Source organism: Clostridium swellfunianum (assembly GCF_023656515.1).
In the GTDB taxonomy this organism is placed as follows: Bacteria; Bacillota; Clostridia; order Clostridiales; family Clostridiaceae; genus Clostridium_AT; species Clostridium_AT swellfunianum.
This window is the reverse complement of the sequence record NZ_JAMOFV010000006.1, coordinates 4,126,503-4,153,244: the sequence shown is the minus strand read 5'-3', so window position 1 is coordinate 4,153,244 and position 26,742 is coordinate 4,126,503. Positions and strand designations below refer to the sequence as shown.

The following is a 26,742-nucleotide window of genomic DNA, read 5'->3' as shown; positions in this document are numbered from 1 at the left end:
ATAAGAGGGTGAACCCATGAATGTTATAAATGTTACTATCAATGGAATGGAATATAATTTAAAAGGATCTGAGAGTGAAGAATACTTACATAAGGTTGCAAGACATGTGGACAAGAAAATCCAAGAAATATTAAAAAGCAATCCTAAGCTAAGTATATCATCTGCCTCAGTTCTTACTGCAATAAATGCCGCAGATGAAATGTTTAAATGTGATACTGCTTTTGAAGAACAGCAAAGAGAGATTGATAAACTTAACGATGAAAAGAATGTGCTAAACAAAGAAATAGAGTTTCTTAAAAAGCAAATGAAGTACTTAGAGGACTATAACTCAGAACTTCAGCTTAAACTTAAGAATTCTAACGTTATGGATGTAGATAAGTTAAATATCCAGCTTCAGCAAACTGTGGAGGAGGCTAAAAATTATTTGGAAGAAAATAAGACTTTAAAAGCTTCCAATAAAGAGCTTAGATTTCAGCTTCACAGCTATAAGTATAAGACCATGGATCTTCAAAACAGACTTATTGAAAGTGGAATAAATCTGGCAAAGGCTAAGAAAAATAGCAATCCTTTTCTAACTTCAGATTAATAAAATTATTAATTAACAGCAGCAGTAAATAATAATTACGGCTGCTGTTTTTATTCATTTTGATTATTGCGTTATATTGTAATAAGAAAGTGCATAGTAATATTCTAAAGAATACATTGATGGCAGGTGAATTTTGCTTTCAATAAAAGTTTAATGCATAATTAATAGGGGGATGCTGTATGAAGGTATTGCTTTGCATAAGAGGAGATTACATGAAAAGCTTTGCAGGAGACTCAAAAATTGTATTAATGACTGCAAAGTATTTAAGGAGATTAGGTGTTGAAGTAGATATTAATGATGGATATATTTCAGATTATTCAAGTTATGATATTGTACATCTTTTTAATTTAACAAGAATGGGAGAAACTTATAAATACTATAAGCAGGCTCATAGACAGAAAAAGATTATAGTTACTACTCCTATATATGGAAATCTCAAAAAATATTACGAGTATAGAAGCCAATTGGATAATATTAAGCTGTGGGAAAGAACCAGCTTATACAGAGAAGAAATTTTAAAAGGTTCCAATATGGTTTTACCAAATAGTGAGCTTGAAAAGCAAAAGCTTTCTGAGGATTTTGGTATAAACATGTGTTGCAGTGTTATACCTCATGGAGTAGAAATTGAACATGATGAAACTCCTCTATATAACCTTAAAGCTAGATATAATCTCAATAATTACGTGCTTTGTGTTGCAAGAATTCATCCTCAGAAAAATCAACTTAAGCTTGCAAAAGCTTGCAGTAAGCTAGGAGTTAATCTGGTACTAATAGGAAACATAAATGACAAAACCTATTATAATGAATGCATAAATTATAAAAATGTTGTTTATCTAGGTTTTATGGATAGCTATCATATTTATAATGCCTACAGATTTTCAAAACTTCATGTACTGCCGAGCTTTATGGAAATACCAGGACTTTCATCCTTAGAAGCTGCAGCAAGCGGGTGTAATATTGCATCAACTAGTGAAGGAAGTGCTGAGGAATATTTTAAGGATTATGCACTATATTTAAATCCATATGATGAAGAAAGTATAGCCAATGTAATTGAAGCAGGCTTGAAGCAGAGAAAAAGCAGTAAACTCAAAAATCATGTATTGGAAAACCATAGCTGGGAAAAGTGCATAAGTCAGTTATATGGTTGTTATAATAAGCTATTATCAGAAACAGTAAAATAATAGTTCAGTGTTTAGATAGAAAGTATGCTAGTAGCCAATTAGCATACTTTTATTTTTATAATTAAATATAAAATTACTTTAGAAAATAATGTTTTGAAAATGGATAAACTATTGATATAATAAGGGTTAGGACATTTTTAGGAGAGATGAAGATGAAGAAAATTGAATTACTGGCTCCAGCAGGCAGTATTGAAAGTCTTTACTCTGCTGTACAGAGTGGAGCAGATGCAGTATATTTAGGCGGCAGTAAATTTTCAGCAAGAGCGTATGCCTCAAACTTCGATGAAGAAAATATGATTAATGCTGTTAACTACTGCCACTTATATGGAGTTAAGGTTTTCATAACTATAAATACATTGATAAAAGAAAATGAGATGCAAGAGGCGATAGAATATGTAAGGTTTCTATACAGCATAGGTGTAGATGCTCTTATAATACAAGATGTTGGCTTGGCTTATCTTATAAGACAAAACTTTCCTGATTTTGAGCTTCATGCTTCAACTCAGATGACTGTGCATAATGGAGAGGGAGCTCTGCTGCTAAAGAATGCAGGCTTTAAAAGAATTGTACTTTCAAGAGAGTTGTCATTACATGAAATTGAACATATATCTAAAGATTTAGGAGTAGAAACTGAAATATTCATACACGGTGCTCTATGTGTATGTTATTCGGGGCAGTGCCTTATGAGCAGTATGATAGGAGGCAGAAGCGGTAACAGGGGGCGCTGTGCTCAGCCTTGCAGATTGCCTTATACCTTGATAGATAGGAAGAACAATAGAGAAAGCTCCGCATATATATTAAGCCCTAAGGATATTTGTACTTTGGAAGACTTAGAAAAGATAATAGCCAGTTCTACTTCCTCTTTAAAAATAGAAGGAAGAATGAAAAGACCAGAGTATGTCGCTGGAGTTGTGGATGTATATAGAAGAGCTGTGGACAGCATATACGAAAACAGATACTTTGATCTTGAAAAGGAAAACAATAAGCTTCTCAAGCTTTTTAACAGAGAAGGCTTTTCAAAGGCTTATATGCTTGGAAACAAAGGAAGAGATATGATGGCTTATAATTTTCCTAAGAATACTGGAGTGCCTGTTGGAAAGGTTATTAAAGGCTCTATAGTAGAACTTTCAGAAGATGTAGCCTTAGGAGATGGAATAAGAAATGGAGAAGAGGGTTTTATAGTTTCCAAAATTATAAAGGATGGTAATGAAGTTTCTGAAGCCTTTAAAGGAGAGAAAATAAAGCTGATTCCTTCAAAATATAAGTCAGGAGATAATTTATATAAAACGTCGGATATAAAGCTTTTAAAGGAGCTTGAAGGCTTTTTTAAAAACAATTATGAAAGAAAAATTGAACTGCCTTTAAATATTAAGTTTAAGGTAAATGAACCGTTAATTCTTAGAACTCAATACGATAGTATGTGCTTCTCAGCAGAAGGGGATATTGTTCAGACTGCATTAAAAAAGCCTTTGGATAACTCAAAGGTTCAAGAGAATCTTAAAAAGAGTGGAGATACTGCCATTAAATTTAATGAAATTAATATAGAATGCTTTGAAGAAGGTTTTTTACCAGTATCAGCAATAAATTCTGTAAGAAGAGAACTTGTCGAAAAGATTGAACAGTATATCATTGAAAATTCTAAAAGAGAGTATAAAAAAGAATTGATATACCCAAGGTATTACATAAAAAAAAGCAAACTTCCTAGTACAGTTGTAGTTGTTAACAGTATAGATCAGATTAAAGCTTTAAAGGACTGCGATATAAATACTGTAATTGCAGTGGATGTATTTAAAAAACAAGCTCCGGTTAAGCTTGAAGAATTGATAGATTTAGATATAAAAGAATTGTACTTAAGAGTTCCTAATATTGTAAAAACAGAGTTTGAGCAGGTTTGCTCTATTATTGATAAATATCTTGGACATATTCAAGGGATAATAACAGCTAATCTAGGTATAATAAACAGATTTAAAGATAGAACAAATATAATAGGAGATTATAAGCTCAATATATTTAATAGTTTTGGCTTTAGTTTTTATAAAGAATATATGCTTGGGGCAGCTATAAGTGTTGAATTAAATAAAAAGGAACTTTCTGAGATAATTAAGAATAAAAATCTTCCTGTCCAAATGAAACTATATGGCAAGGAAGAACTTATGGTTAGCGAATACTGTCCAATTGGAAGTACTCTTGGGGGAAAGAGTTCTTTAAGCTACTGCAGTGAGGATTGCGGCAAGGGAAGCTATGTTTTAAAGGACAGGAAAAATGAAGAGTTTATCTTAAGAACAGATAAGTTTTGCAGAAGTTATATATATAACTCTGCGGCTACGAACCTTATACCGCATATAGAAGAGATTAAAAGGCTAGGAGTAGATTCCTTTAGGATTGATTTTATTGATGAAAGCTATGACCAGGCAATAGAAGTGCTAAATTCCTATAAAGAAGGAAAATGGCAGGGTGAATACGAAGGGTTTACTAGAGGCCACTATAAAAGGGGTGTTGAATAATTGAATGAAAAAGCTTTAAGAGTGCTTGAATATTACAAAATTAAAAACATGATAAAAAACTATACTCAAACATCAGCAGGAAAGGATTTAATAGATGCTTTAAAACCTTATGATAACATATATGAGGTCAAAGAACACCTTGAGGAAACAAGGGAAGCACTGCAGTTGCTTGCTAAAAAGGGAAGTCCTCCCTTTGAAGGCTTGTATGATGTTAGAGAAGGTATAAGCAGAGCTGAGAAAGCATCAACTCTTATGCCAGGTCAGCTCTTAAAAATAGCTAATATGCTTAGATGTTCAAGAAGGTTCAAGGATTATGTAAGTCGTAAGGAAGAAGAAGAATCATTTAGAGTTATTGAAGATATTTGCGAGGGGCTAGTACCTCTTAAAAAGCTGGAGGATGAAATACTTTTAGCTGTAGTTAGTGAGGAGGAAATATCTGATAAAGCAAGCACAACTCTTTATAATATAAGAAGAGCTTTGAAGGATAAGAATGCATCTATAAAGGATAAAGTTAACTCACTTATAAGATCCAATTCTAAGTTCTTACAAGATAATCTTTACACAATAAGAGGAGACAGATATGTTCTTCCTGTAAAAGCAGAGCATAAAGGTGCAGTACCTGGACTTGTTCATGATCAAAGCTCATCAGGGTCAACTCTATTTATTGAGCCTATGGGTTTAGTTAATCTAAATAACGAAATTAAAGAATTAATGCTCAAGGAAAAGGCTGAAATAGAAAGAATACTTGCAGAACTTTCCGGAAAAGTGTACGACAATATAGTTGTGGTTAAAAACAATGCAAATATAATCTGGGAACTTGATTTTATTTTTGCTAAGGCTCGCTTTGCAAGTGATACAAATTGCACTTGTCCAAGTGTAAATGACAAAGGAATAATTGATATAGTTGAAGCAAGGCACCCTTTAATAGATTCAAAAGTTGTTATGCCTATAAGTGCATATTTAGGAAGAGAATTTACTTCGTTAGTTATAACAGGGCCTAATACAGGTGGTAAGACAGTTACTTTAAAAACTGTTGGACTTCTTCACCTAATGGCCTTAAGCGGAATAATGATACCTGCTAGAGAAAATTCTACAGTTAGTTTTTTTAAGGAGGTCTATGCAGACATTGGAGATGAGCAGAGTATAGAACAAAGTCTTTCAACCTTCTCTTCTCACATGAAAAATATAGTTAATATTATCGAAAAGGCAGATGACCAATCATTAGCTTTATTTGATGAACTTGGAGCAGGAACAGATCCAACAGAAGGTGCAGCACTTGCTATGTCTATACTTGAAAATTTAAGAAGCAGAGGAACTAGGATAGTTGCTACAACCCACTACAGCGAGCTTAAGGGCTATGCATTAAAAACTACGGGAGTTGAAAACGCTTCTGTGGAATTTGATGTTGAAACTCTAAGACCAACCTATAGGCTTCTAATTGGGGTTCCTGGAAAATCTAATGCCTTTGAAATATCTAATAGACTTGGCCTTCCTGAATATATAATAAATACTGCAAGAGAAAATATATCTACAGATACATTAAAATTTGAAGAACTGATTCAAAGTCTTCAAGAAAAGAGTATTAAAGCCGAAAATGATGCTAGAATTTCTGAAGGCTTAAGGCTTGAAGCGTCAAAACTTAAAGAAAAGTATGAAGAAAAGCTTTTTAACTTCCAAAAGACCAGAGACAACGCAATAATTAATGCCCAAAGAGAGGCTAAGAGACTCATTAAGGAAGCTAAAGAGGAAGCAGATGAAATACTTAAGAATATGAGAGAACTTGAGAGGCTTGGATATTCCTCAGAAGCAAGACAAAAGCTTGAAGAGGAAAGAAAGAGATTAAAATCAAGGCTTGAAAATGTTGAGGATTCCATGAACAAAAAAATGGAGGATGAAGGTGAAGGACTTAGTGAAGTTAAGGAAGGTCAAGAGGTATTTTTGCCTTCTCTTAATCAAAAAGTTATAGTTCTGTCAAAGGCTGATAGCAGAGGTGAGGTTCTGGTTCAAGCTGGAATTATGAAAATAAATGCTAAGCTGAAGGATTTAAGAGCTTCAAAGCTTACACAAGAAGAAAAGAAGGAAAGAAAAAAGAGGGAAGTAAATCTTAATTTGAAATCTGTCTCATCTTCCATAGATTTAAGAGGAATGGATTCTGAAGAAGCTGTATACAATACAGATAAATATTTAGATGATGCCTACAGAGCGGGACTTGGAGAAGTTACTATAGTTCATGGTAAAGGGACAGGTATTTTGAGGCAGGCAATAAATGATATGCTAAAAAGACATCCTCATGTTAAAAGCTACAGACTTGGAAACTATGGAGAAGGTGGAACTGGAGCTACTGTGGTGGAACTAAAATGATAATTGTTAGTGCATGCTTATGTGGAATAAATACCAGATATGATGGAAAGAGCAATTTTAATGATAAAGTTTCGGAACTTCTAAAGCAAGGGAAGGCAGTGCTTGTATGCCCTGAGCAGCTTGGAGGATTAAGCACTCCAAGACCTGCTCACGAAATAACTGGAGGTACAGGTGCAGAAGTACTTGAAGGTTGTGCTAAGGTTGTAAGTGCCAATGGTGATGATGGCACTTGCTATTTTATAAAGGGAGCAGAAGAAACACTGGAAATAGCTAAACAAGTTGATGCTAAAATTGCAATATTAAAGGCTAAGAGTCCGTCATGCGGATGTGGAAATATATATAATGGTGCTTTTTCAAAGTCTTTAATTGAAGGCAATGGAGTTACAGCTGAATTGTTAATACGAAACGGAATCAAAGTTTATACAGAACAAGAAATAGATAATATATTGCTTTAATATTTGATGGGTATAGAACCCATCTTTTTTTTATATTAAATTTTTGAAATATTATATTCATTCAATTATATCTAATTGACAAAAAAAATTCATGTATTATACTAAAATTATGAATATATGAAATTTTTAAAATTATATGGAGGGAAACATCATGTTCAACAGCTTTGGAGAGATAAAGGATTATGTTCAAAAAAACAATATTAAAATTGTAGATTTCAAGGTTATAACTCTTCCAGGAAGATGGAATCATCTTTCAATACCAGCTGAGAGACTTTCCGAGAAAACGTTTACTGAAGGCATTGGTTTTGATGGATCAAGCTACGGATATTCCAGTATTGAGAATTCAGATATGTGCTTTATTCCTGATATGAAAACTGCTTTTGTGGATCCTTACTGCAAGATACCAACCTTAAGCATGATAGCTAACATACATACAATAGGAAAGCAGGAAGGAAGATTTAGCGGAGACCCAAGATTCATTGCTGAGAAAGCAGAGAAATACTTAAAAGACCTTGGCATAGCAGATGAATATGTTATAGGGCCAGAATTCGAATTTTACATATTTGACCACATAAGCTATGAAACAAAAAATTTCCATCAGGAGGTAACTATTGATTCTGCCCAAGCACCGTGGAATTCAAATAAAAAAGATGATAACTATGGATATAAGGCTCCATTTCAGAAGGCTTATCATTTAGGACTGCCTTATGATGTAAATAATGATTTAAGAAGTGAGATGACTTTGAAACTTCAGGAAATGGGCATACCAGTAAAGTATCACCATCATGAAGTAGGAGCAGCGGGACAGCTTGAAATAGAGGTTGAACTTGGAACAATGCTTAAAATGGCTGATGCTACAATGATGGCTAAATATGTTATTAAAAATGAAGCAGTAGTTCATGGAAAAACTGCAACCTTTATGCCTAAGCCGCTGTATGGTGAAGCAGGAAGCGGAATGCATGTACATATGCTTTTAAGAAAAAATGGAGAAAACTTATTTTATGATAAAGATGGTTATTCTAAAATGAGTCAAAACTCATTATATTTTATTGGAGGAATCTTGAAGCACTCCAAGGCTCTGCTCGGATTCACTAATCCTTCAACAAATTCCTATAAGAGATTGGTTCCAGGTTTTGAGGCACCTGTTTCAATATGTTTTGCTACAGGCAATAGAAGTTCTGTAATAAGAATACCAGGTTATATTAAGGATCCTTCACAGGTTAGGTTTGAATTTAGATCCTCTGACGCTACAGCTAACCCATACCTTGCTTATTCTGCTCTTTTAATGGCTGGTATAGATGGTATAGTAAATAAAATTGATCCTACAAAGGAAGGCTACGGACCTTTTGATATTAATGTATTTAATATGCCAGAAGAAGAGAGAAACAAAATAGAATCTCTTCCAAAATCTCTAGATGAAGCATTAGAAGAACTAAGAAAAGATCATGAATTCTTAACTAGAAATGGAGTGTTTGATGAGCACTTTATAAATAACTGGATTAAGTTTAAATACAATAGAGAAGTTATGAAGGTTATACCAGTACCTTCACCAATCGAGTACGAAATGTATTATGATTTATAAGAAAATCCTGTAAGAAGAAAAGAATATAAACATATAACAATATAACCATATAAGAATATAAGAATTTATATTCTTTTCTTCTTGCTATTATTTTATGGTTTATTCGATTTTTTTTATTTAAAGGGGGAATTATTGTGGTAAGAAAGCTAGAGGAATTATTGAGCCTCGCTAGGGAGAATAGTAAAAAGACTATAGCTGTGGCAGCTGCCCATGATAAAGAGGTTTTAAAAGCTGTAGTAGAAGCTGTAAAGCTTAATATTGTTGATGCTGTTCTTGTGGGGAAGGAACAAAAAATTAGAGAGCTTGCAGAATCAGAAAAACTTTGTCTTGAAAATACTAGCATAATAAACGAAGAGGACGAAAAGAAGGCTGCTGCTATTTCAGTTGAGCTTGTTATATCACATAAGGCTCATTACATAATGAAGGGAATGCTTAATACTTCTGATATTCTAAAAGCAGTTTTGAATAAGGAAGCAGGCTTAAAAAAAGAAGAGCTTTTATCTCATGTTATGGTATACGATACTCCTGCTTATCATAAATTGATAATATTGACAGATGGAGGAATGGTATCTTATCCAGAATTGAAGGACAAGATTCATATAATAAATAATGCTGTTAAAGTTGCTAAAGCGCTTAAAATAGACATGCCTAAAGTTGCTGCTATCAGTGCTATAGAATCAGTCAATCCTTCTATGCAGGCAACTGTGGATGCAGCTATATTATCACAAATGAACAAAAGGGGGCAAATAAAAGGTTGCATAATAGATGGTCCTTTAGCGTTAGATAATGCTATATCAAAGGAAGCGGCACAGCATAAGGGAATTGTAAGTGAGGTAGCGGGTGATGCGGACATATTGCTTGTGCCAAATATAGAGAGCGGCAACTTTTTAGGAAAATCCTTAACATACTTTGCTAAAGCGGAAAATGCTGGGGTTATAATGGGAGCTAAGTGTCCTGTTGTTTTAGTATCCAGAGCTGACAGTGCAAAGTCAAAGTTATACTCCATTGCACTAGGATCATTATTAGGGTAATAAATAAACTTTAATTGGGGGGAATTATATTATGAAGGTTATTATGTCTGGAAATGAGGCTATTGCCAGAGGGGCTTATGAAGCAGGCTGTAAAGTTGCTTCAGCTTATCCTGGTACGCCTAGTACTGAGATACTTGAGAATTTTGCTACATATGAAGGGGTTTATGCTGAATGGGCGCCAAATGAAAAAGTTGGCTTTGAGGTTGCAGCAGGTGCTTCCATTGGAGGAGCTAGAAGCTTGACTACCATGAAGCATGTTGGACTTAATGTAGCAGCAGACCCATTGTTTACAATGGCTTACGAAGGAGTTAATGGAGGCTTTGTGGTGGTTTCTGCAGACGATCCTGGTATGCATTCATCACAAAATGAGCAGGATAACAGGTTGTATGCTCCGCACGCAAAGGTGGCCATGGTTGAACCTGCAGATTCTCAGGAATGCAAGGATTTTATGATAGAAGCTTTTGAGATTAGTGAAGAATTCGATACCGTTGTGCTTTTTAGAACAACCACTAGAATATCCCACTCTAAGACTATAGTAGAACTTGGTGAGAAAAAAGATAAAGAAGTGAAAGCTTACGTTAAAAAGCCTGAAAAATATATAATGATTCCAGCCCATGCAAGGAAGAAACATTATGAGGTTGAAGATAGATTAGAAGCATTAAGAGAATATTCGAATAAAAGTTCATTAAATAAGATGGAATTTAATGACACTAAAGTTGGTATAGTAACCAGTGGTATATCCTATCAGTATGCAAAGGAAGTATTTGGAGATAAAGTTTCCTATCTTAAAATTGGTATGAGTTACCCTCTTCCAGACAGGATGATCTTAGAATTCGCAAAAGAGGTGGATACTTTATATGTTATAGAAGAGAATGAACCATATATAGAAAATGCTATAAAAACTATGGGAATTAACTGCATAGGTAAGGAACTTATTCCTATTTGCGGTGAGTTAAATCCTGATATAATCAGAAAAAATGTTTTAGGAGAAGAGATTGAGGAAACTTATAAGACAGACATAGTTCCCCCATCAAGACCTCCCGTGCTTTGCCCTGGTTGTCCTCATAGAGGTATCTTTCATGCTGTATCAAAATATAAAGATGTAATTTCATCAAGCGACATAGGATGTTATACATTAGGTATGATGCCGCCTTTAAATGTTGCTGATACTGTTATATGTATGGGAGCATCCATATCAGGAGGTATAGGACTTCAAAAGGCAAGTATGATGGCTGGAAGACAAAGCAAGATTTTTTCTTTCATAGGAGACTCGACCTTCTTTCACTCAGGTGTAACAGGGCTTATAAATGCAGTTTACAACAACAGTGCTATAGTTACGGTTATATTGGATAACAGAATTACGGGGATGACGGGGCATCAGGAAAACCCTGGTACAGGAACAACGCTACAGGGTATGCCTGCACCTATAGTTGATATAGAAGCTCTAGTATTAGCCTGTGGCATTAAAGAGGAAAATATTAGAGTTGTAGATCCATATAAGCTGAAAGAAACAGAAGAGGCAGTGAAGGAAGCTTACAACAGTACTGAACCTTTTGTTATTATCACAAAACAGCCTTGTGCCTTAATTAAAGACGTCTTAAAGAAGAGAGCCAAGTTAAAGTGTGTTATTGATGCTGAAAAGTGTAAAAGATGTAAAGCTTGCCTAAGAACAGGGTGCCCAGCATTGTCCTTTAAAAATAATGTTGTAAGCATAGATAAGAATATGTGCAACGGTTGCGAAATCTGTAAGCAGGTATGTAAGTTTAATGCTATAGAAAAGGTGGGGGAGTAAGATGAGCGAGGTTAAAAACATATTGTTTGTAGGTGTTGGTGGGCAAGGGACTATACTTGCTTCAAAGCTTCTCTCTGAAGGACTTATGAGACAAGGATTTGATGTTAAGATGTCTGAGGTACACGGAATGGCACAAAGAGGTGGAAGTGTGACTACACAGGTGAGATATGGTGAAAAGGTGTATTCTCCTCTTATAGAAAAAGGCAAGGCAGATGTTATTGTAGCCTTCGAAAAGAGCGAGGCAGCAAGATGGGTACCCTACCTTAAGAAAGGCGGACACTTAGTTGTAAACGATTATGAAATACATCCAGTTACAGTACTTATTGGAAAAGATCAATATCCAGAGAATATTGATTCTAAGTTAAAGGCTGCAGTAGAAAATACAATTATTGTAGATGCTGCAGGCATAGCTGAAGCTCTTGGGAATATAAAAGCTCAAAATGTTGTTCTGTTGGGAGCACTTATAAAGGCATTAAAGCTTGATAATGTTAATTGGAATGAACCAATAGAAAACATCGTTCCTTTAAAGGCTGTAGATCTAAATAAAAAAGCTCTTGAAGCAGGGATGAGAGCTTAAAAACTAAGAATCTTCATTTTTGAAGATTCTTAATTTTTATGTTTCTATATTTCAAGACTTTTGTTATAATAAGCATAAATTTATAAACAAGGAATAAGCATACTTTATATATAGCTTTTGACTTTGAAAATGGTACTTAAGTAAAGAGGAGGATTTTAATGCTAGAGTATAAGGAACTTTCAGATGAAACTATAGAAATTATAAAGACATATGTAAAAAAAGGAGAATCCTGCAGGATATCTGGTCAAATAGTGTTAAATAATAAAGTTTATAGAGAGATAATATTTTATAAACGCAATTTAAGGACTTTTAGAAATGAAAATCAAGGTTATTTATACTTGGATGAAAACAATTCTATAGTTTCCTCTAAGAATATTCAAAAAGAGTTGGCTAAGTTAGCTCAATATTATGATGTGTTTTTCAGTGATGGAAAGAACGGAGGAATTTTAGCTGCCCTTCAAACAGAGGAACAGCTTGAAAGAGAAAAAGGGCATATGGAAGATATAATAACTGCTTTGGAATTTTTATCTTCTGAAGGAATAGAAGGTGCTGTTAAAATTAAGGATGTAGTGTATAAATTACCAGAAGCAAGAGAAAAGGCTAATAAAAAGGTGAATGAACTGGCGCTTTTGATTAAAAATGTAAGAGAAGAGAATAATACTTTTGACGAAGCTGTACTTCAAAAGATTTATCCAGTCTATGAAGATGTATTAAAGTTAAACTTTGAAAAGGTTAGGCTTATCGGTACACTCTATGATTGCTGTGATTATGTTAAGGAACAGGCTGAAAGGCAGAGAAAGAAATGGAAGATAAGATTTAAAAGTAAGTTAGTAGGGCCACTTTTAAAATTAAGCGACGAAATTTCATATTTTAGAAGAGTTATAAGGACTTATGAAAAGGTGCTTAATATGAATACCTCTCAGTATGTTAAATTTTTAAACAATATTAATAAAGAAAAAATAGAAAATAGATTTAATATGGTTAGAATTTAAAAAATGCTGGACTTTATGTGTCCAGCATTTTTTATTCTACATTTATATAAACTGCATCTTCAGGTTTAACGACTTTAATAAATTCAACCTTTGGATCTTCAGTACCCTGTACGTAAAGTCCTGCAGCTTTTAGTTTTTCAATATAATCTACTATTTCCAAGGTTATCTTTTCACCAGGACAAAGCACAGGTATTCCAGGAGGATAAGCTAGCAGGAATTCCCCGCTTATCATGCCTATACTTTCCTTTAGTAAAACAGATGTCTTGATGCTGTTAAAGGCCTCTCTAGGCTTTTGAATCTGCTCAGGAATGTTAGGAATATCTATAAAATCTGACTTTCTGTCTCCTTTGCCATAATATTCGCTGCTTATTTCTCTTAAGGCATTTAGCAGGGTATCAATGTTTTCCTTTGTGTCACCAAAGGAGCCTACTGCTAAAACATTGTAAAGATCGGAAAGTTCCATTTGTATATGATATTTATTAGAAAGTATCATATCTAGGTCATAGCCGGTAATGCCTAGGTCTCTGCAGGTAATTGTAATCTTGGTAGGATCAAAAGCGTGAGCACCAGGTTTTCCTAAAATATCTTCACCAAAGCAGTAAAAACCAGGTATATTATTTATTTCATTTCTAGCATAATTGCACAATTCTATAGTTGAATCTAAAAGCTCCTTACCACGAAGTGCGATTTGCCTTCGAGCACAGTCTAAGGACGCCATCAAAATATAAGATGGAGAGGTTGTTTGAAGTAAGTTTAAAATTTGCTGCACTCTATGCTTATCAATCCTCTTTGAATTAACCTGAAGAAGTGAGCATTGAGTCAGTGCACCTATTATTTTGTGAGTGCTTTGAGCGCATATGTCAGCTCCAGCTTCAATTGCAGATACCGGAAGCTTATTATTAAAGCCTAAATGAGGTCCGTGAGCTTCATCTACAATAAGCGGAATATCATAGCTGTGTACAATATCAACTATCTTTTTTATATCTGTAGAAACACCATAATAAGTTGGATTTATAATTAAAACAGCCTTTGCATCTGGATTCATTCGCAAAGTTTCTTCTACGGTTTCAGGCGCTACACCAAGAGCAATGCCAACAGTCTTATCAAGTTCAGGCTGCATATAAACAGGGATAGCACCGCTTAATATGATTCCTGCAGTAACTGACTTGTGAACATTTCTAGGTATAATAATTTTATCCCCATCACTTACTACAGACATTATCATAGCTTGTATTGCACCAGAAGTTCCATGAATTGAGAAGAAAGAGGCTTCACTGCCGTATGCATCGGCAGCTAATTCTTGAGCCTTCTTAATAGGTCCTGTTGGGTGATGAAGACTGTCTACCAGTTTAAATACTGTAACGTCAATTTTAAAGGGATTTTCACCTATAAAATTTTTATATTCTTCATCTATACCATAGCCTTTTTTATGTCCTGGCACATGAAAAGGAATAGTTTCTCTATTTACATACTCCATGAGAGCATCGAAGAGAGGAGTCTGATTTTGATCTAACTTATACAACTTTTAACAGCACCTTCTTTCATTTTTTACGTCCGTAAAACCCTGACAAATGAGAGGTTGTTTTACATTTGTTAATCACACTATCATTATAGGATATATGTTTTTTAAATGTAATATGCATCAAAAAATTTAATTTCTAATTCTTATTAATTAGTATTCCTATAAAGCTAATGTATATAAATTTATTTTATGTCAATAATAGAAAAAGTAGGAGGGATAATTATGGAAATCTTAAATGCTGTTACAAGAGAAAAAAGAACTGCTCATGAAGCTAAGAAAGAAAGAAGAAATGGTAGAGTTCCAGGCATTCTTTATGGAAAAAATATTTCTAACATGTTGTTTGAAATTGGTGAAATGGAATTAATAAAAGAGCTTTCAAGAACAGGAGAGCATGGAATAGTTAATATCAATATTGATGGCACAGAACATAAGGCCCTTATAAAAGAAGTTCAAAAGGATCCTGTTAATCGCAAATTTATACATGTAGACTTAGAAGAATTGTCAAATGACACTGTTGTTACAACTGATGTACCTCTTGTGTTTGTAGGTGAAGACATGGTCCGCAGAAATGGTGGAATTCTTCAAAAGGAAAGAAATAAAGTTAAGGTACAATGTATGGGTGGAAACATTCCAAAATCAATTAATATTGATGTTTCGGGGTTATCATTTGGCGATACATACAGATTAGCTGATATTGAATTCTCTAGCGAGATAAGTTTTTTAGACGATAGGAATACTGTAATTGCTGCAGTTACAGATGGTAATACAGATAATATGGCTCAAACTACTCCAGAGGTAGGAAGCAGTTCAAAATTGTCAGGACAATAGTGGGAATATCCACTATTTTCTGGCATTTTTTATGTATACTTAAAATTTATATTAACATGCCAAAAATATGTTTTATTTCCCCAATTTTATAGTATAATAAAAATGTTTAGCATTTAAAGTTGGGAGGATAACTATGGATTATAAGGGAAAATACGAATTATGGATTAATTCTATGGTAGTTGATGAACAAACTAAGGAAGAGCTTAGAGCTATTAAGGACGATAAGGAGCTTGAAGATAGATTTTATAAGGAGCTAGAATTTGGAACTGGAGGGCTTAGAGGAATAATCGGTGCTGGAAGCAACAGAATGAATATATATACTGTTGGAAAAGCAACTCAGGGGTTGGCTGAGTATTTACTAAATACATATAAGGAAGAAGCTTCCGCAAGCATAGCTTATGACTCAAGAATAATGTCAAAGGAATTTGCAGAAACAGCAGCATTAGTACTATGTGCAAATGGGGTTAAGGTTAACTTATTTGAATCACTAAGACCTACACCAATGCTTTCGTATACTGTGAGACACCTAAAATCAAAGGCTGGTATTGTAGTAACAGCTTCACATAATCCTAAGCAGTACAATGGTTATAAGGTATATGGAGATGATGGTGGACAGGTTACAGATAAGGCTGCTGGTGAGATATTATCTTACATAACAAATGTAGATGATTTCTCAAAAGTAAAAAGAATGAGTTTAGAAGAAGCTGAGAATAGTGGATTATTAAATATTATAGGTGAGGAAGTTGACAAAAGCTATGTAGACAGGGTTAAAGGGTTAACAATTAGAGAAGATTTGGTAAAAAAACAAGCCAAGGATTTAAAAATTATATATACCCCAATTCATGGTTCAGGCAATGTTCCTGTTAGAAGAGTTTTAGATGAACTAGGGTATGAAAATGTTTTTGTGGTTAAAGAGCAGGAACAACCTGATGGAACTTTCCCAACTGCACCATATCCAAATCCGGAAGAAACTAAGGTTTTTGAATTGGCGCTGGAAATGGCAAAGGAAGTACAGCCAGATATTATTTTTGGGACTGATCCAGATTGCGATAGAATTGGCATTGTAGTAAAGGACAGCCAAGGGAATTACAAGGTACTAACAGGCAATCAGACCGGTGTACTGTTAACTAACTATATACTTTCATCCTTGAAGGAAACGAACAAGATGCCAAAGAATGGCACAGTTATAAAGACAATAGTTACAACAGAAATGGCTGCAGCGATAGCAAAAGCTTATAATGTTGAACTTGTTGATGTTTTAACTGGATTTAAGTATATTGGAGAAAAGATTAAAGAATTTGAAGACACAAATTCAAATAGCTATCTTTTTGGCTTTGAGGAAAGCTATGGATACCTGGCAGGCGACTTTGTTAGAGATAAAGATGCAGTAATAGCCGCGGCTTTAATTACTGAAATGACGTTATATTATAAATCTAAGGGAATGAGTCTATATGATGCCCTAATTGAACTTTATAACGAATATGGCTTCTACAAAGAAAGTTTAATATCCATTGAACTTCAAGGAAAAGAAGGTCAAGAAAAGATAGCTAATGCTTTAGAATATCTTAGACATTCAATGAAGTCAACTATTAATGAAGTTAAAATAGTTAAAAAGATGGATTACAAGTTAAGCATTGAGAAAGACTTAATAAATATAGAAGAAAAGGTAATAAAGCTTCCCAAATCAAATGTATTGAAATTTGTTCTTGAAGATGGTTCATGGTTCGTTGTTAGACCATCGGGAACAGAACCAAAGATGAAAATATACCTTTCCTGTATAGGAAATAGTCTAGCAAATGCTGAAGCGAAGATGGAAGAGTTTAAGAGAATTATTATGGATATAGTAGACTCAGCATGTAATTGCTAATTTATGAGAGTGGGGTTATCTCACTCTCTTAATGCGTTTATGAAAAATGGAAGGGATGATATTTAGTGGAAGGAAAATCTTATTTTTCTGAGAGACTTCAAAGCATATTGTTTTTAGACATTAAAAAAGAAAGACTAATGTCGTTATTTAATGTTTTTTTAAGTGAAAATATTTATATGCCTGTAAAGTCAGCAAAAATCATTGGAAAAGTAAAGTCTGGAGAAGAACTTGAAGAAATTCCGATATCTTTCTTTATAGAGGGGATGTTTTATGTTCTTGGAGTTGATGAAGATTTTAAGTATAACCGTAGCTATAGGGAGATGCTTTTATCAATTCCTAATACTAACTCCTTTATTAAAGGTATCATATTCAACGAGGTAAAACAGGAGCACTATGAAGATGCGTACATTTTTTTAAAAGGATTAGTGCAGCTTGAACCGAATGCTGAAAACTTTGATAAGCTACTATCTTTATCAGAAGTTATAAAAGATACGGATAAAAACTTTAGGAAGGAGCAGCTTTCTATAATTGAAAGAGCAAAGGCTGTGGAAGATTATGAAATGCCTTTTCTATACGAAGGAATATTAAAAAGAGAAGCGGGAGATTTTGATGGAGCTCTTTTCTGTGTAAATACCTATATATCAAAAGGTGGTGCAAAAACACCTGAGGTCTTAGAACTTCTAAATAATTTAAAGGGTATAACAGCTTATGAAAGAGGAAAAGAACTGATTTATGAAGATGCAGACAGTGCATTAAAAATATTAATACCTTTGATGGAAGAGTATGGAGATAATGCCTCGTTATATTACCATATTGCTGTGGGCTATAGAATATTAGAGAATTATGAAAAAGCCATCTATTATTTAAACGAAGCGCTTGCAATTGACGATGCCTTAGTGGAGGTTATAAATGAACTTGGAATTAACTACGCCTCACTTGGAGATTTTAAAACAGCCATCCAGTATTTAAGAAAAGCTTTTGAGGCTACCAAATCTATAGAGATATGTACCAACTTGATTATGTGCTACTTAAATGCAGGGGATATGGAACAGGCTAAAAATCATTTGGATATAGCTAAAAAGCTTGATGAAAATGACGAGATTGTTAGAGAGTTAGATGATATTATAAATAAAAAATAAAAGAGATGTGCTCTTGAATTAAGGGCACATCTCTTTTATTCATGCTAAGGCTTTATATCATCGTATATATATTTATGAATTTGGTCTGCTGTCGTTTTTACATCAAATACTAAATACCATACACCACTTATAGTTTGACCTTTACCTTGATTGTCTAGCGGGAACCGTTCTTGTTCAAGAGTTTTAGTACCTGAAGTTAAAACTCCTGTTCCCATTGAAATTATATCAAGTTTATCAATGCTTGTTTCAACATATGGTAGAATTGTTGATACTATTGATGGATATTTGCTGACTCCAGCTTGTTGAACTTTACTAAATAAAGCATTTAAAACAGTTCTTTGTCTTTCTGTTCTTTCAAAATCTCCACCAGCTGTATATCTAATTCTAGTATATGCTACAGCTTGCATACCATTAAGATTTTGCACTCCAGATTTTGATAGTACTGGTGGAGTAACTTTCTCTATAGAGGCGGTTTCTTGTACATAGCCATTTATTAATGGTAGTTCTTCTTTAGTTACATTTATTTGTACTCCGCCTAACGAATTGATTATTTTTTCTAAACTAAAAAAATCTACTGTAGCATAGTCTTTAATGTTAAGTTGAAAATTTTCATTTAGAGTTCTAATAGCTAACTGAGGGCCGCCATAAGCATAGGCGTGAGTTATTTTTGTTTTTCCGTGACCTGGAACATTAACATAGCTGTCTCTCATGATAGAAGTTATTTTTATCTTTTTATGCTTCTTGTCTATAGTTGCTATCATTAATGAATCTGAGCGGCTAGCTTCATTTTTAGATCTTCTATCTACACCAAACAAAGCTATGTTTGTAATTTCGTTATTTGGATCTTCTTGCTCTATCTTCTTTTGAGCTTCATCACTGATGCCTAATTCACTGTTATCCTTAGTTAGCTTTGTGGTATTTATTTTAGATAACTCCGCATAAAAACCACCTACAACTGCTGAAATAACAGCAAGTAAAACAAATACTATAGATATTATTATATATTTTTTGCGTTTTTTCTTATTTGGCTTCTGTTTAGAGCCGGATCTAGTCTTTTTTTCCATAAAGTGTACCTTCCTTTAATACCAAATTTAAGTTAGCTTATAATAATATACTATACTTTCTATATAGGGAAAATACTCTAAAACATAATAATGCTAATAAATTATGGGAATATAGGGAGAATATATAATATAATTGTAATTTTGAGGATTTTGATTTATAATTATGTTGAAAATGTTGGAAGGGAGAACTAAATATGAAAGTTAAAAAGGCTATTATACCTGCTGCAGGGTTAGGAACAAGATTTTTGCCTGCAACTAAGGCTCAACCAAAAGAAATGCTGCCAATAGTAGATAAACCAACTATACAGTATATTATAGAAGAAGCTGTTGCATCAGGGATTGAAGAAATACTTATAATAACAGGTCGTAATAAAAGAGCAATAGAAGACCATTTCGATAAGTCAGTAGAATTAGAACAAGAATTAGAAGCTCACAATAAAGAAGAATTACTTACCATGGTAAGAGATATATCCAATATGGTTAATATACATTATATTAGGCAAAAAGAGCCTAAAGGCCTAGGGCACGCAATTAGCTGTGCAAAAACATTTGTTGGAAAGGAACCTTTTGCAGTAATGCTTGGAGATGACGTTGTAGACAGCGAAGTACCATGCTTGAAACAATTAATTGATTGTTATACTGAATACAAAACAACTATATTAGGGGTACAGCAAGTTCCATTAGATGATGTTTCAAAATATGGAATTGTTAAAGGTATGCACATAGAGGATAGAGTCTATAAAGTTAAAGACCTAGTTGAAAAGCCTAAAACTGAAGAGGCGCCATCAAACATCGCTATATTAGGTAGATACATAATTACCCCTCAAATATTTGATATTTTAGATAATACTACACCGGGCAAAGGCGGCGAAATTCAGCTTACAGATGCTTTAAAAAGCTTAATACAAAATGAGGCAATGTACGCATATAATTTTGATGGTAGAAGATATGACGTTGGAGATAAGTTAGGGTTTTTAGAAGCTACTGTTGAGTTCGCATTAAAGAGAGAAGACCTTAGGGATCCATTTATTAAGTATCTACTATCTATTAAAGAGAATTCTTCAATAAAAGAATTCGTAAAGAATGAGTTAGAGTAGGAGTAACGTTTCTGAAATGCCTCAATTACAATAAACATAATTTTAAATGTCCGTGATTATAACTCTTTAGTTTATGAAAGATGACATCGATTTACTTGATGTCATCTTAGTTTTCATAGTACTTATTATGATCCAAATTATTCTTACACAATAAAATTTATGTTTTGTATTGAATTATCTTTTTTATATGATAAAATTGATTTGTGTTCATATTTTGAATTGTTATAAGTTTTTGAGGATTATGTAAATATATAAGTGTATAAAAAATAATAATTATGGCACATGCAAAGGTTCAGTATTTGAACTTTTTATAAATAGTACTTTAAAGGTTTAATTAAATTGCATGAATAGACAAGCATAGTATAATCTTTGGCTTTGGCTAGAGAATATCTCAATTAAAAATTCATTATGTAGAGTTAAATATGACCATATATTTTTAGAAAAATATATGATATAAGGTACGTAAAATTATATGGGAGGTTTAGGTAATAATTCACAAATAATAGCAACTTAAAAATCCAATTATATATTAAGGGGTAAAATATAATAGAAATATAAATTGAAGGGAGATATATTATGAGTAAGGTTTATGTAGCAATGAGTGCCGACATTATACACCATGGACATATGAACGTTATAAATAAGGCAAGAGAGTTAGGAGAGGTAATTGTAGGACTTCATACTGATGAAGTAATTTCAAGTTATTGGAGAAATCCGATTTTGACTTATGAGGAAAGAAAAGGAATAGTACAAAACTTAAAGGGTGTTAGTCAAGTTATTCCTCAGAATACGTTAGACCAAGTTCCTAACTTACTAGAGCTTAGACCTGACTATGTGGTGCATGGTGATGATTGGAAAGAAGGTTTTCAGAAAAATTTACGAGATAGAGTTATTAACACCTTAAAGGAATGGGGTGGAGAACTTATAGAGATTAAGTATACTGAAGGTGTGTCAATTTCAAAACTTGATGATGCTATTAATCAAATAGGAACTACTCCTCAGGTAAGAATGAAGAAGCTAAGAAAAGCAATTGACTCTAAAGGCTTAATTAGAGTTATGGAAGCTCATAATGGATTGACAGGATTAATTGTTGAAAAAACAAGAGTAGAGCAGGAAGGCAAGATAAAAGAATTCGATGCTATGTGGGTAAGTAGTTTATGTGATTCAACAGCAAAGGGTAAACCAGACATAGAACTTGTAGATTTAACTTCAAGATTAAATACAATAAATGACATACTTGAAGTAACAACGAAACCTATTATCCTTGATGGGGACACTGGTGGAGAAATCGAACACTTTACGTACACTGTCAAGACATTAGAGAGATTGGGAGTTTCAGCGGTTATTATCGAAGATAAAATTGGACTTAAAAAGAATTCTCTTTTTGGAACAGATGTACAGCAAACACAGGATAGCATTGAACACTTCTGTGAAAAAATAGCTGCTGGAAGAAATGCAAGAGTAACAAAAGACTTTATGGTGATAGCTAGAATAGAAAGTTTGATTTTGAAGGCTGGTATGGAAGATGCATTAAAGAGAGCTAAGGCTTATATAGAAGCTGGAGCAGACGGAATTATGATTCACAGCCAAAGCAAAGAGCCTAAAGAAATATTAGAGTTCTGTGCTGAATATAAAAAGATAGAAAATAAGGTGCCACTAGTTGTAGTACCAACTTCATACTGCCAAATTACTGAAGCAGAGCTAGCTGAAGCAGGTGCAAATGTTGTTATATATGCAAATCATTTAATTAGAAGTGCATATCCAGCAATGGTTAAAACAGCTGAAAGCATTTTAACGCACGAAAGAGCCCTAGAAGCTAACGAGTATTGCATGCCTATCAAGCAAATACTTACATTGATACCAGGAGGCCAATAAAAGGATGGTAAATGTTGAAGGTTTTTATAATCTGCTAAAAGAAAAAGATATAGGTTTCTTTACTGGAGTACCAGATTCTTTACTGAAAAACTTTTGTGCTTATGTTAAGGATAATACTCCTGATAGCCATAATATTGTAGCTGCAAATGAAGGAAATGCTCTTGCATTAGCTTCAGGTTACTATTTAGCTACTAAAAAAATTGCGCTTGTATATATGCAAAACTCTGGTTTGGGAAATATTATAAATCCATTAACCTCCTTAACTGATCCTTTGGTATACAGCATACCAGCTCTCCTTGTAGTTGGTTGGAGAGGAGAGCCAGGAAAGAAGGATGAACCTCAACATATAAAGCAAGGTAAGGTTACAGTTGAACTTTTAGATACTTTAGGCATTAAATATACTGTTCTATCCAATGAAAGTAGTCAAGAAGAGGCAAAAGAGGCTCTTGATAAGGCTGTTAATCACATGAAGGAACATCTAGAGCCTTACGCATTAGTTATTAGAAAAGATACTTTTGATGAGTATAAATTAAAGTCTGAAAATAAATCTAACTTTACTTTAACAAGAGAAGAAGCTATAAGAGTAATATTAAAAAATATAGATTCAGAAGATGTAATAGTTTCAACAACGGGAATGGCATCAAGAGAACTTTTTGAGCTAAGAGAAGCACGCGGCGAAGGTCATGAGAAAGACTTTTTAACAGTAGGTTCTATGGGGCATTCCTCACAGATTGCACTTGGAATTGCTATTGCAAAACCTGAGACAAATGTTTACTGTTTAGATGGAGATGGAGCTCTTTTAATGCATATGGGTGGACTTTCTATAATTGGTTCAGTTAGTCCCAAAAACTATAAACATATTGTAATTAACAATGGAGCTCATGATTCTGTTGGAGGACAGCCAACAGTTGCCTTAGAAGTTAATATTGGAAGTATAGCTACAGCATGTGGTTATAAATCAGTATTAACTGTAGAAACTGAACAAGATATAAGTGAAAAAATCAATATTCTTAAAAAATCAGAAGGACCTGCCTTATTAGAAATAAGAGTAAATAAGGGTGCAAGAAAAAATTTAGGTAGACCTACTACAACACCAGTACAAAATAAATTAGCCTTCATGGATTTTTTATCTAAATAATAAGATATTGGAGTTGATATAATGGTAACTACTGCGGTAATATTAGCTGCAGGACTTGGCAGCAGATTAAAAGAAAAGACAAAATATATGCCTAAAGGATTTTTAACTATAGAAGACAAAGCAATTGTGCTTAGATCTATTGATAAGCTCATTGAGGCAGGTATTAATAGATTAGTAATAGGTACAGGATACCATAGCGAATATTATGAAGAGTTAGCTTTAAAGAATCCTTTAATTGAGTGTGTAAAGAACGAGGAGTTTGCTTCGACAGGAAGCATGTATACACTTTATAATCTTCAAAGTAAAATAAATGAGGACTTTCTCCTTTTAGAGTCAGATATATTATATGATAAGCATGGCTTAGACGAATTATTAAAAGATAGAAGAGCTAATGTTATATTAGCAAGCGGAAAAACTAACTCTAATGATGAAGTTTATATTGAAGCTGATAAGGATAATAAGCTTGTTAATATGTCAAAAAAATCTGAGCAGTTACAAAGTATTTATGCAGAATTAGTTGGTATAACAAAGGTATCTAATGATATGTATAAGGAAATGTGCCGATATACTGCTAATGAGTTAGAAAAGAATAGAAAATTTGATTATGAAAGTGTTATTGTAGCTGTTTCAAAGAAAATGGATGTATATGTTAATAAGCTAGAAGATTATGCATGGTGTGAGATTGATGATGACACTCATCTTAATAGAGCTTTAAATAGTATATTTCCAAAGATAAAGGAGAGTGAAGAAAATGGAAAGCATTAAAAGAAATGTACTTTTAAATCCTGGTCCAGCTACCACTACTGACAGTGTTAAATATGCTCAAGTTGTTCCAGATATATGTCCTAGAGAAAAGGAATTTGGAGATGTAATGGAGTTTGTTTCAAAGGAATTAACAAACTTTGTTGCAGATAACGAAAAATACACTACAGTTTTATTTGGCGGCTCCGGAACTGCTGCTGTAGAGGCTATGCTCACTTCAGCAGTAGGTGAGGATTATGTACTAATTATAAATAACGGTGCCTATGGGAAGAGAATGTGCGAAATAGCTGAAGCTTACTGTATGAATTATATAGAATTTAAAAGCTCACCTTTTGAGGCTGTCGATTTAAATGCTTTAGAAGAAGCTATTAAGCAATCAAAAGTTAAAATATCTCATTTAGCTGTAATACATCATGAAACAACAACAGGGCTATTAAATGATGTGAAAACCTTAGGACAGCTATGTAAGAAATATGCTATGGATATGATAGTTGACGGAATGAGTTCCTTTGCAGGTATGCCAATAAATATGGAGGAAATGAATATAACATATTTAGCTTCTAGCTCAAATAAATGCATACAAGGTATGGCAGGTATAAGTTTTGTTATAGCTAAATTAGATGCTCTGATAAAGCTTAATGATGTTAAAAAAAGAAATTATTACTTGAATTTATACCAACAATATGAATATTTCAAGAAAAATTATCAAATGAGATTTACTCCTCCAGTACAAACCTTATATGCTCTAAAGCAAGCTATAATTGAGGCAAAAGAAGAAACTGTTGAGAAAAGACATGAAAGATATGTAAAAGCGTGGAAGACTTTGGTGGAAGGGCTTGATAGATTAGGTCTGAAGTATTTAGTAAATCCAAAAGATCATTCTAAGCTTATAACTACTGTTGTAGAACCTGAATCTGGAATGTATAATTTTGACAAAATGCATGATTATCTTTATGAAAGAGGATATACAATATACCCTGGCAAAGTTAGCGATTTAAATACATTTAGAATAGCTAATATAGGTGACTTAAACTACACTGATGTCGAAAAATTCTTAACAATATTGGAAGAATATATAAATACGTTAAAATAAAAGCAAGCCTTTATGATTTTTATCATAAAGGCTTTTTTAGTGTGTCAGAACATGTAATAGCCTGACTGAGAATAGATAAGAGACTTTTCTGGTGATAATACTTACAAGTCCTACCATAAAAAACTAGGATATAAAATGTATCACAATTACATTTATTTTTATTGAACCACGATTTACCTCACGGTATGAATTCTGATATGAAAAATCACTGAATAAAGCTATTATTCAGTTTTTATTCGATTAATCAACATTTTAGAGCATAAATTTGATTTTTGTATGTAAATACTTTATAATTAATAAGTCATTATATACTTGCTAGGTAATTACAAGGGATATAAGGAATAGGGGGATATTAATGGATAGTAAAATACTGGAGTTATTTCCAGACAGAAGATTAGATTATTTAAGTGAAACAAATTTAAGGCAAGCTCAGTTAATTTCATTAAGAATATTAAAAACAATAGATTATATATGCAAAAAGCATAATATTCAATATTGGTTGGATTGTGGTACTTTACTTGGAGCTGTTAGGCATAAGGGATTTATACCTTGGGATGATGATGTTGATATAGCTATGACAAGGGATGATTATAATAGATTTTTAGAAATTGTCCATAAAGAACTTCCAGATGATTTTTTTGTTCAAAATTTTAACACAACCCCTTACGCTGGTAATACGTGGACTCAAATTAAGGACAGAAAAAGTAAAATTATATTGGAAAGGAATGCAGAGTACCATGAAGGTATTTATGTAGATATATTCCCATTTGATACATACTCAGATAAGTTATTAAAACGAATTTTTCGTGAGAAAATATATAAATTAATGTATATAAAGGTTCAAGCTATAAATGCACCGCTTAAAAAGCCTTACTTTGAAAAAATTAATATAATTAAAAATATAGTGAAAGTTTTATTAAAAGTAACTTTCTTTATATTTGCTTTTTTAAATTATAAATTCATATATAACCTAAATATAAATACAAGAGATAAAAGAATAGCAGATATGGCCAAGAATCCTCAAACTAACTATGGTATTGGTACTGATGTTCTAAATTGGGATAATGTTTATAAAGCAGGAGATATATTTCCTTTAACAAAAGTAAAGTTTGAGGATTATGAATTTAGTTGTCCTAATAATTATGGAAACTATCTAAAATTAACTTATGGCAGTGACTATATGAAGATGCCTCCAGAGAGCAAGAGGATCTTTCATAATCTTGAGATTAAACCTGTTTTGAATGAAACGGAAATAGAAGAGCTCAACAGAAAATTTAGATAAATATTGGTGAGATA

At 33.2% G+C, this 26,742-nt stretch carries 21 protein-coding genes; 19 read left to right on the top strand and 2 right to left on the bottom strand.

What is annotated here, in order from left to right:
- The first annotated feature begins 16 nt into the window (after positions 1–16).
- The 10 genes from NBE98_RS19725 (at position 17) to NBE98_RS19680 (ending at position 13,061) form a co-directional block, all read left to right on the top strand.
- Positions 17–586: a cell division protein ZapA gene (locus NBE98_RS19725; RefSeq protein WP_250816724.1), complete on the top strand. Its 570-nt coding sequence runs from the start codon at positions 17–19 to the stop codon at positions 584–586.
- A 179-nt stretch (positions 587–765) separates the two neighbouring features.
- Positions 766–1,767 carry a glycosyltransferase family 4 protein gene (locus NBE98_RS19720; protein ID WP_250816723.1) on the top strand — a complete coding sequence of 334 codons (1,002 nt, stop codon included), beginning with the start codon at positions 766–768 and terminating at the stop codon, positions 1,765–1,767.
- 152 nt (positions 1,768–1,919) lie between these two features.
- Complete coding sequence (locus tag NBE98_RS19715) at positions 1,920–4,271, top strand: U32 family peptidase (protein WP_250816722.1); 2,352 nt, start codon at positions 1,920–1,922, stop codon at positions 4,269–4,271.
- Entirely contained in the window at positions 4,272–6,632 is a 2,361-nt protein-coding gene (locus tag NBE98_RS19710; protein WP_250816721.1) for an endonuclease MutS2, read from the top strand.
- On the top strand, positions 6,629–7,087 hold the full coding sequence (locus NBE98_RS19705) for a 2-thiouracil desulfurase family protein (RefSeq protein WP_250816720.1): 459 nt from the start codon (positions 6,629–6,631) through the stop codon (positions 7,085–7,087). The genes NBE98_RS19710 and NBE98_RS19705 overlap by 4 nt, the downstream gene beginning before the upstream one ends.
- Positions 7,088–7,238: 151 nt before the next feature.
- The gene (gene glnA, locus NBE98_RS19700) at positions 7,239–8,669 is read left to right on the top strand and encodes a type I glutamate--ammonia ligase (RefSeq protein WP_250816719.1); all 1,431 of its coding nucleotides are present in this window, start codon (positions 7,239–7,241) and stop codon (positions 8,667–8,669) included.
- A gap of 134 nt (positions 8,670–8,803) precedes the next feature.
- Positions 8,804–9,700, top strand: coding sequence for a phosphate butyryltransferase (locus tag NBE98_RS19695; protein ID WP_250816718.1), 897 nt, complete (start codon positions 8,804–8,806; stop codon positions 9,698–9,700).
- 31 nt (positions 9,701–9,731) lie between these two features.
- Positions 9,732–11,492 (top strand): indolepyruvate ferredoxin oxidoreductase subunit alpha, encoded by a 1,761-nt coding sequence (iorA, locus tag NBE98_RS19690; protein WP_250816717.1) that lies wholly within the window; start codon positions 9,732–9,734, stop codon positions 11,490–11,492.
- A gap of 1 nt (position 11,493) precedes the next feature.
- Positions 11,494–12,069, top strand: coding sequence for an indolepyruvate oxidoreductase subunit beta (locus NBE98_RS19685; RefSeq protein ID WP_250816716.1), 576 nt, complete (start codon positions 11,494–11,496; stop codon positions 12,067–12,069).
- Positions 12,070–12,227: 158 nt separating this feature from the next.
- On the top strand, positions 12,228–13,061 hold the full coding sequence (locus NBE98_RS19680) for a hypothetical protein (protein ID WP_250816715.1): 834 nt from the start codon (positions 12,228–12,230) through the stop codon (positions 13,059–13,061).
- Between the two features lie 31 nt (positions 13,062–13,092).
- Here NBE98_RS19680 and NBE98_RS19675 read toward each other — a convergent pair whose 3' ends face one another.
- Complete coding sequence (locus NBE98_RS19675; protein WP_250816714.1) at positions 13,093–14,583, bottom strand: aminotransferase class I/II-fold pyridoxal phosphate-dependent enzyme; 1,491 nt, start codon at positions 14,581–14,583, stop codon at positions 13,093–13,095.
- 222 nt (positions 14,584–14,805) lie between these two features.
- On the opposite strand from NBE98_RS19675, the gene NBE98_RS19670 reads away from it, so the two are divergent.
- From NBE98_RS19670 to NBE98_RS19660, 3 genes are all read left to right on the top strand, one after another.
- The gene (locus NBE98_RS19670) at positions 14,806–15,411 is read left to right on the top strand and encodes a 50S ribosomal protein L25 (RefSeq protein ID WP_250816713.1); all 606 of its coding nucleotides are present in this window, start codon (positions 14,806–14,808) and stop codon (positions 15,409–15,411) included.
- Between the two features lie 133 nt (positions 15,412–15,544).
- The gene (locus NBE98_RS19665) at positions 15,545–17,278 is read left to right on the top strand and encodes a phospho-sugar mutase (protein WP_250816712.1); all 1,734 of its coding nucleotides are present in this window, start codon (positions 15,545–15,547) and stop codon (positions 17,276–17,278) included.
- Between the two features lie 65 nt (positions 17,279–17,343).
- Complete coding sequence (locus NBE98_RS19660) at positions 17,344–18,417, top strand: tetratricopeptide repeat protein (RefSeq protein ID WP_250816711.1); 1,074 nt, start codon at positions 17,344–17,346, stop codon at positions 18,415–18,417.
- Positions 18,418–18,461: 44 nt separating this feature from the next.
- On the opposite strand, the gene NBE98_RS19655 is transcribed toward NBE98_RS19660, so the two are convergent.
- Positions 18,462–19,481: an LCP family protein gene (locus NBE98_RS19655; protein ID WP_250816710.1), complete on the bottom strand. Its 1,020-nt coding sequence runs from the start codon at positions 19,479–19,481 to the stop codon at positions 18,462–18,464.
- A 194-nt stretch (positions 19,482–19,675) separates the two neighbouring features.
- Between NBE98_RS19655 and galU the strand changes: the two genes are divergently transcribed.
- The 6 genes from galU (at position 19,676) to NBE98_RS19625 (ending at position 26,728) form a co-directional block, all read left to right on the top strand.
- Complete coding sequence (gene galU / locus NBE98_RS19650) at positions 19,676–20,578, top strand: UTP--glucose-1-phosphate uridylyltransferase GalU (RefSeq protein WP_250816709.1); 903 nt, start codon at positions 19,676–19,678, stop codon at positions 20,576–20,578.
- Positions 20,579–21,154: 576 nt separating this feature from the next.
- The gene (aepX, locus tag NBE98_RS19645) at positions 21,155–22,453 is read left to right on the top strand and encodes a phosphoenolpyruvate mutase (protein WP_250816708.1); all 1,299 of its coding nucleotides are present in this window, start codon (positions 21,155–21,157) and stop codon (positions 22,451–22,453) included.
- 4 nt (positions 22,454–22,457) lie between these two features.
- Positions 22,458–23,591, top strand: coding sequence for a phosphonopyruvate decarboxylase (aepY, locus tag NBE98_RS19640; RefSeq protein ID WP_250816707.1), 1,134 nt, complete (start codon positions 22,458–22,460; stop codon positions 23,589–23,591).
- 21 nt (positions 23,592–23,612) lie between these two features.
- Positions 23,613–24,356 (top strand): phosphocholine cytidylyltransferase family protein, encoded by a 744-nt coding sequence (locus NBE98_RS19635; RefSeq protein ID WP_250816706.1) that lies wholly within the window; start codon positions 23,613–23,615, stop codon positions 24,354–24,356.
- Positions 24,343–25,446 carry a 2-aminoethylphosphonate aminotransferase gene (locus NBE98_RS19630; RefSeq protein ID WP_250816705.1) on the top strand — a complete coding sequence of 368 codons (1,104 nt, stop codon included), beginning with the start codon at positions 24,343–24,345 and terminating at the stop codon, positions 25,444–25,446. Before NBE98_RS19635 ends, NBE98_RS19630 begins: the two co-directional genes overlap by 14 nt.
- Before the next feature lie 355 nt (positions 25,447–25,801).
- Positions 25,802–26,728 (top strand): LicD family protein, encoded by a 927-nt coding sequence (locus NBE98_RS19625; protein WP_250816704.1) that lies wholly within the window; start codon positions 25,802–25,804, stop codon positions 26,726–26,728.
- Positions 26,729–26,742: the final 14 nt, after the last annotated feature.

Coding starts and splice junctions, on each gene's coding strand:
- NBE98_RS19725 (WP_250816724.1), top strand. CDS start 17: ATGAATGTTATAAATGTTACTATCAATGGAATGGAATATAATTTAAAA.
- NBE98_RS19720 (WP_250816723.1), top strand. CDS start 766: ATGAAGGTATTGCTTTGCATAAGAGGAGATTACATGAAAAGCTTTGCA.
- NBE98_RS19715 (WP_250816722.1), top strand. CDS start 1,920: ATGAAGAAAATTGAATTACTGGCTCCAGCAGGCAGTATTGAAAGTCTT.
- NBE98_RS19705 (WP_250816720.1), top strand. CDS start 6,629: ATGATAATTGTTAGTGCATGCTTATGTGGAATAAATACCAGATATGAT.
- glnA (WP_250816719.1), top strand. CDS start 7,239: ATGTTCAACAGCTTTGGAGAGATAAAGGATTATGTTCAAAAAAACAAT.
- iorA (WP_250816717.1), top strand. CDS start 9,732: ATGAAGGTTATTATGTCTGGAAATGAGGCTATTGCCAGAGGGGCTTAT.
- NBE98_RS19685 (WP_250816716.1), top strand. CDS start 11,494: ATGAGCGAGGTTAAAAACATATTGTTTGTAGGTGTTGGTGGGCAAGGG.
- NBE98_RS19680 (WP_250816715.1), top strand. CDS start 12,228: ATGCTAGAGTATAAGGAACTTTCAGATGAAACTATAGAAATTATAAAG.
- NBE98_RS19670 (WP_250816713.1), top strand. CDS start 14,806: ATGGAAATCTTAAATGCTGTTACAAGAGAAAAAAGAACTGCTCATGAA.
- NBE98_RS19665 (WP_250816712.1), top strand. CDS start 15,545: ATGGATTATAAGGGAAAATACGAATTATGGATTAATTCTATGGTAGTT.
- NBE98_RS19655 (WP_250816710.1), bottom strand. CDS start 19,481: ATGGAAAAAAAGACTAGATCCGGCTCTAAACAGAAGCCAAATAAGAAA.
- galU (WP_250816709.1), top strand. CDS start 19,676: ATGAAAGTTAAAAAGGCTATTATACCTGCTGCAGGGTTAGGAACAAGA.
- aepX (WP_250816708.1), top strand. CDS start 21,155: ATGAGTAAGGTTTATGTAGCAATGAGTGCCGACATTATACACCATGGA.
- aepY (WP_250816707.1), top strand. CDS start 22,458: ATGGTAAATGTTGAAGGTTTTTATAATCTGCTAAAAGAAAAAGATATA.
- NBE98_RS19635 (WP_250816706.1), top strand. CDS start 23,613: ATGGTAACTACTGCGGTAATATTAGCTGCAGGACTTGGCAGCAGATTA.
- NBE98_RS19630 (WP_250816705.1), top strand. CDS start 24,343: ATGGAAAGCATTAAAAGAAATGTACTTTTAAATCCTGGTCCAGCTACC.
- NBE98_RS19625 (WP_250816704.1), top strand. CDS start 25,802: ATGGATAGTAAAATACTGGAGTTATTTCCAGACAGAAGATTAGATTAT.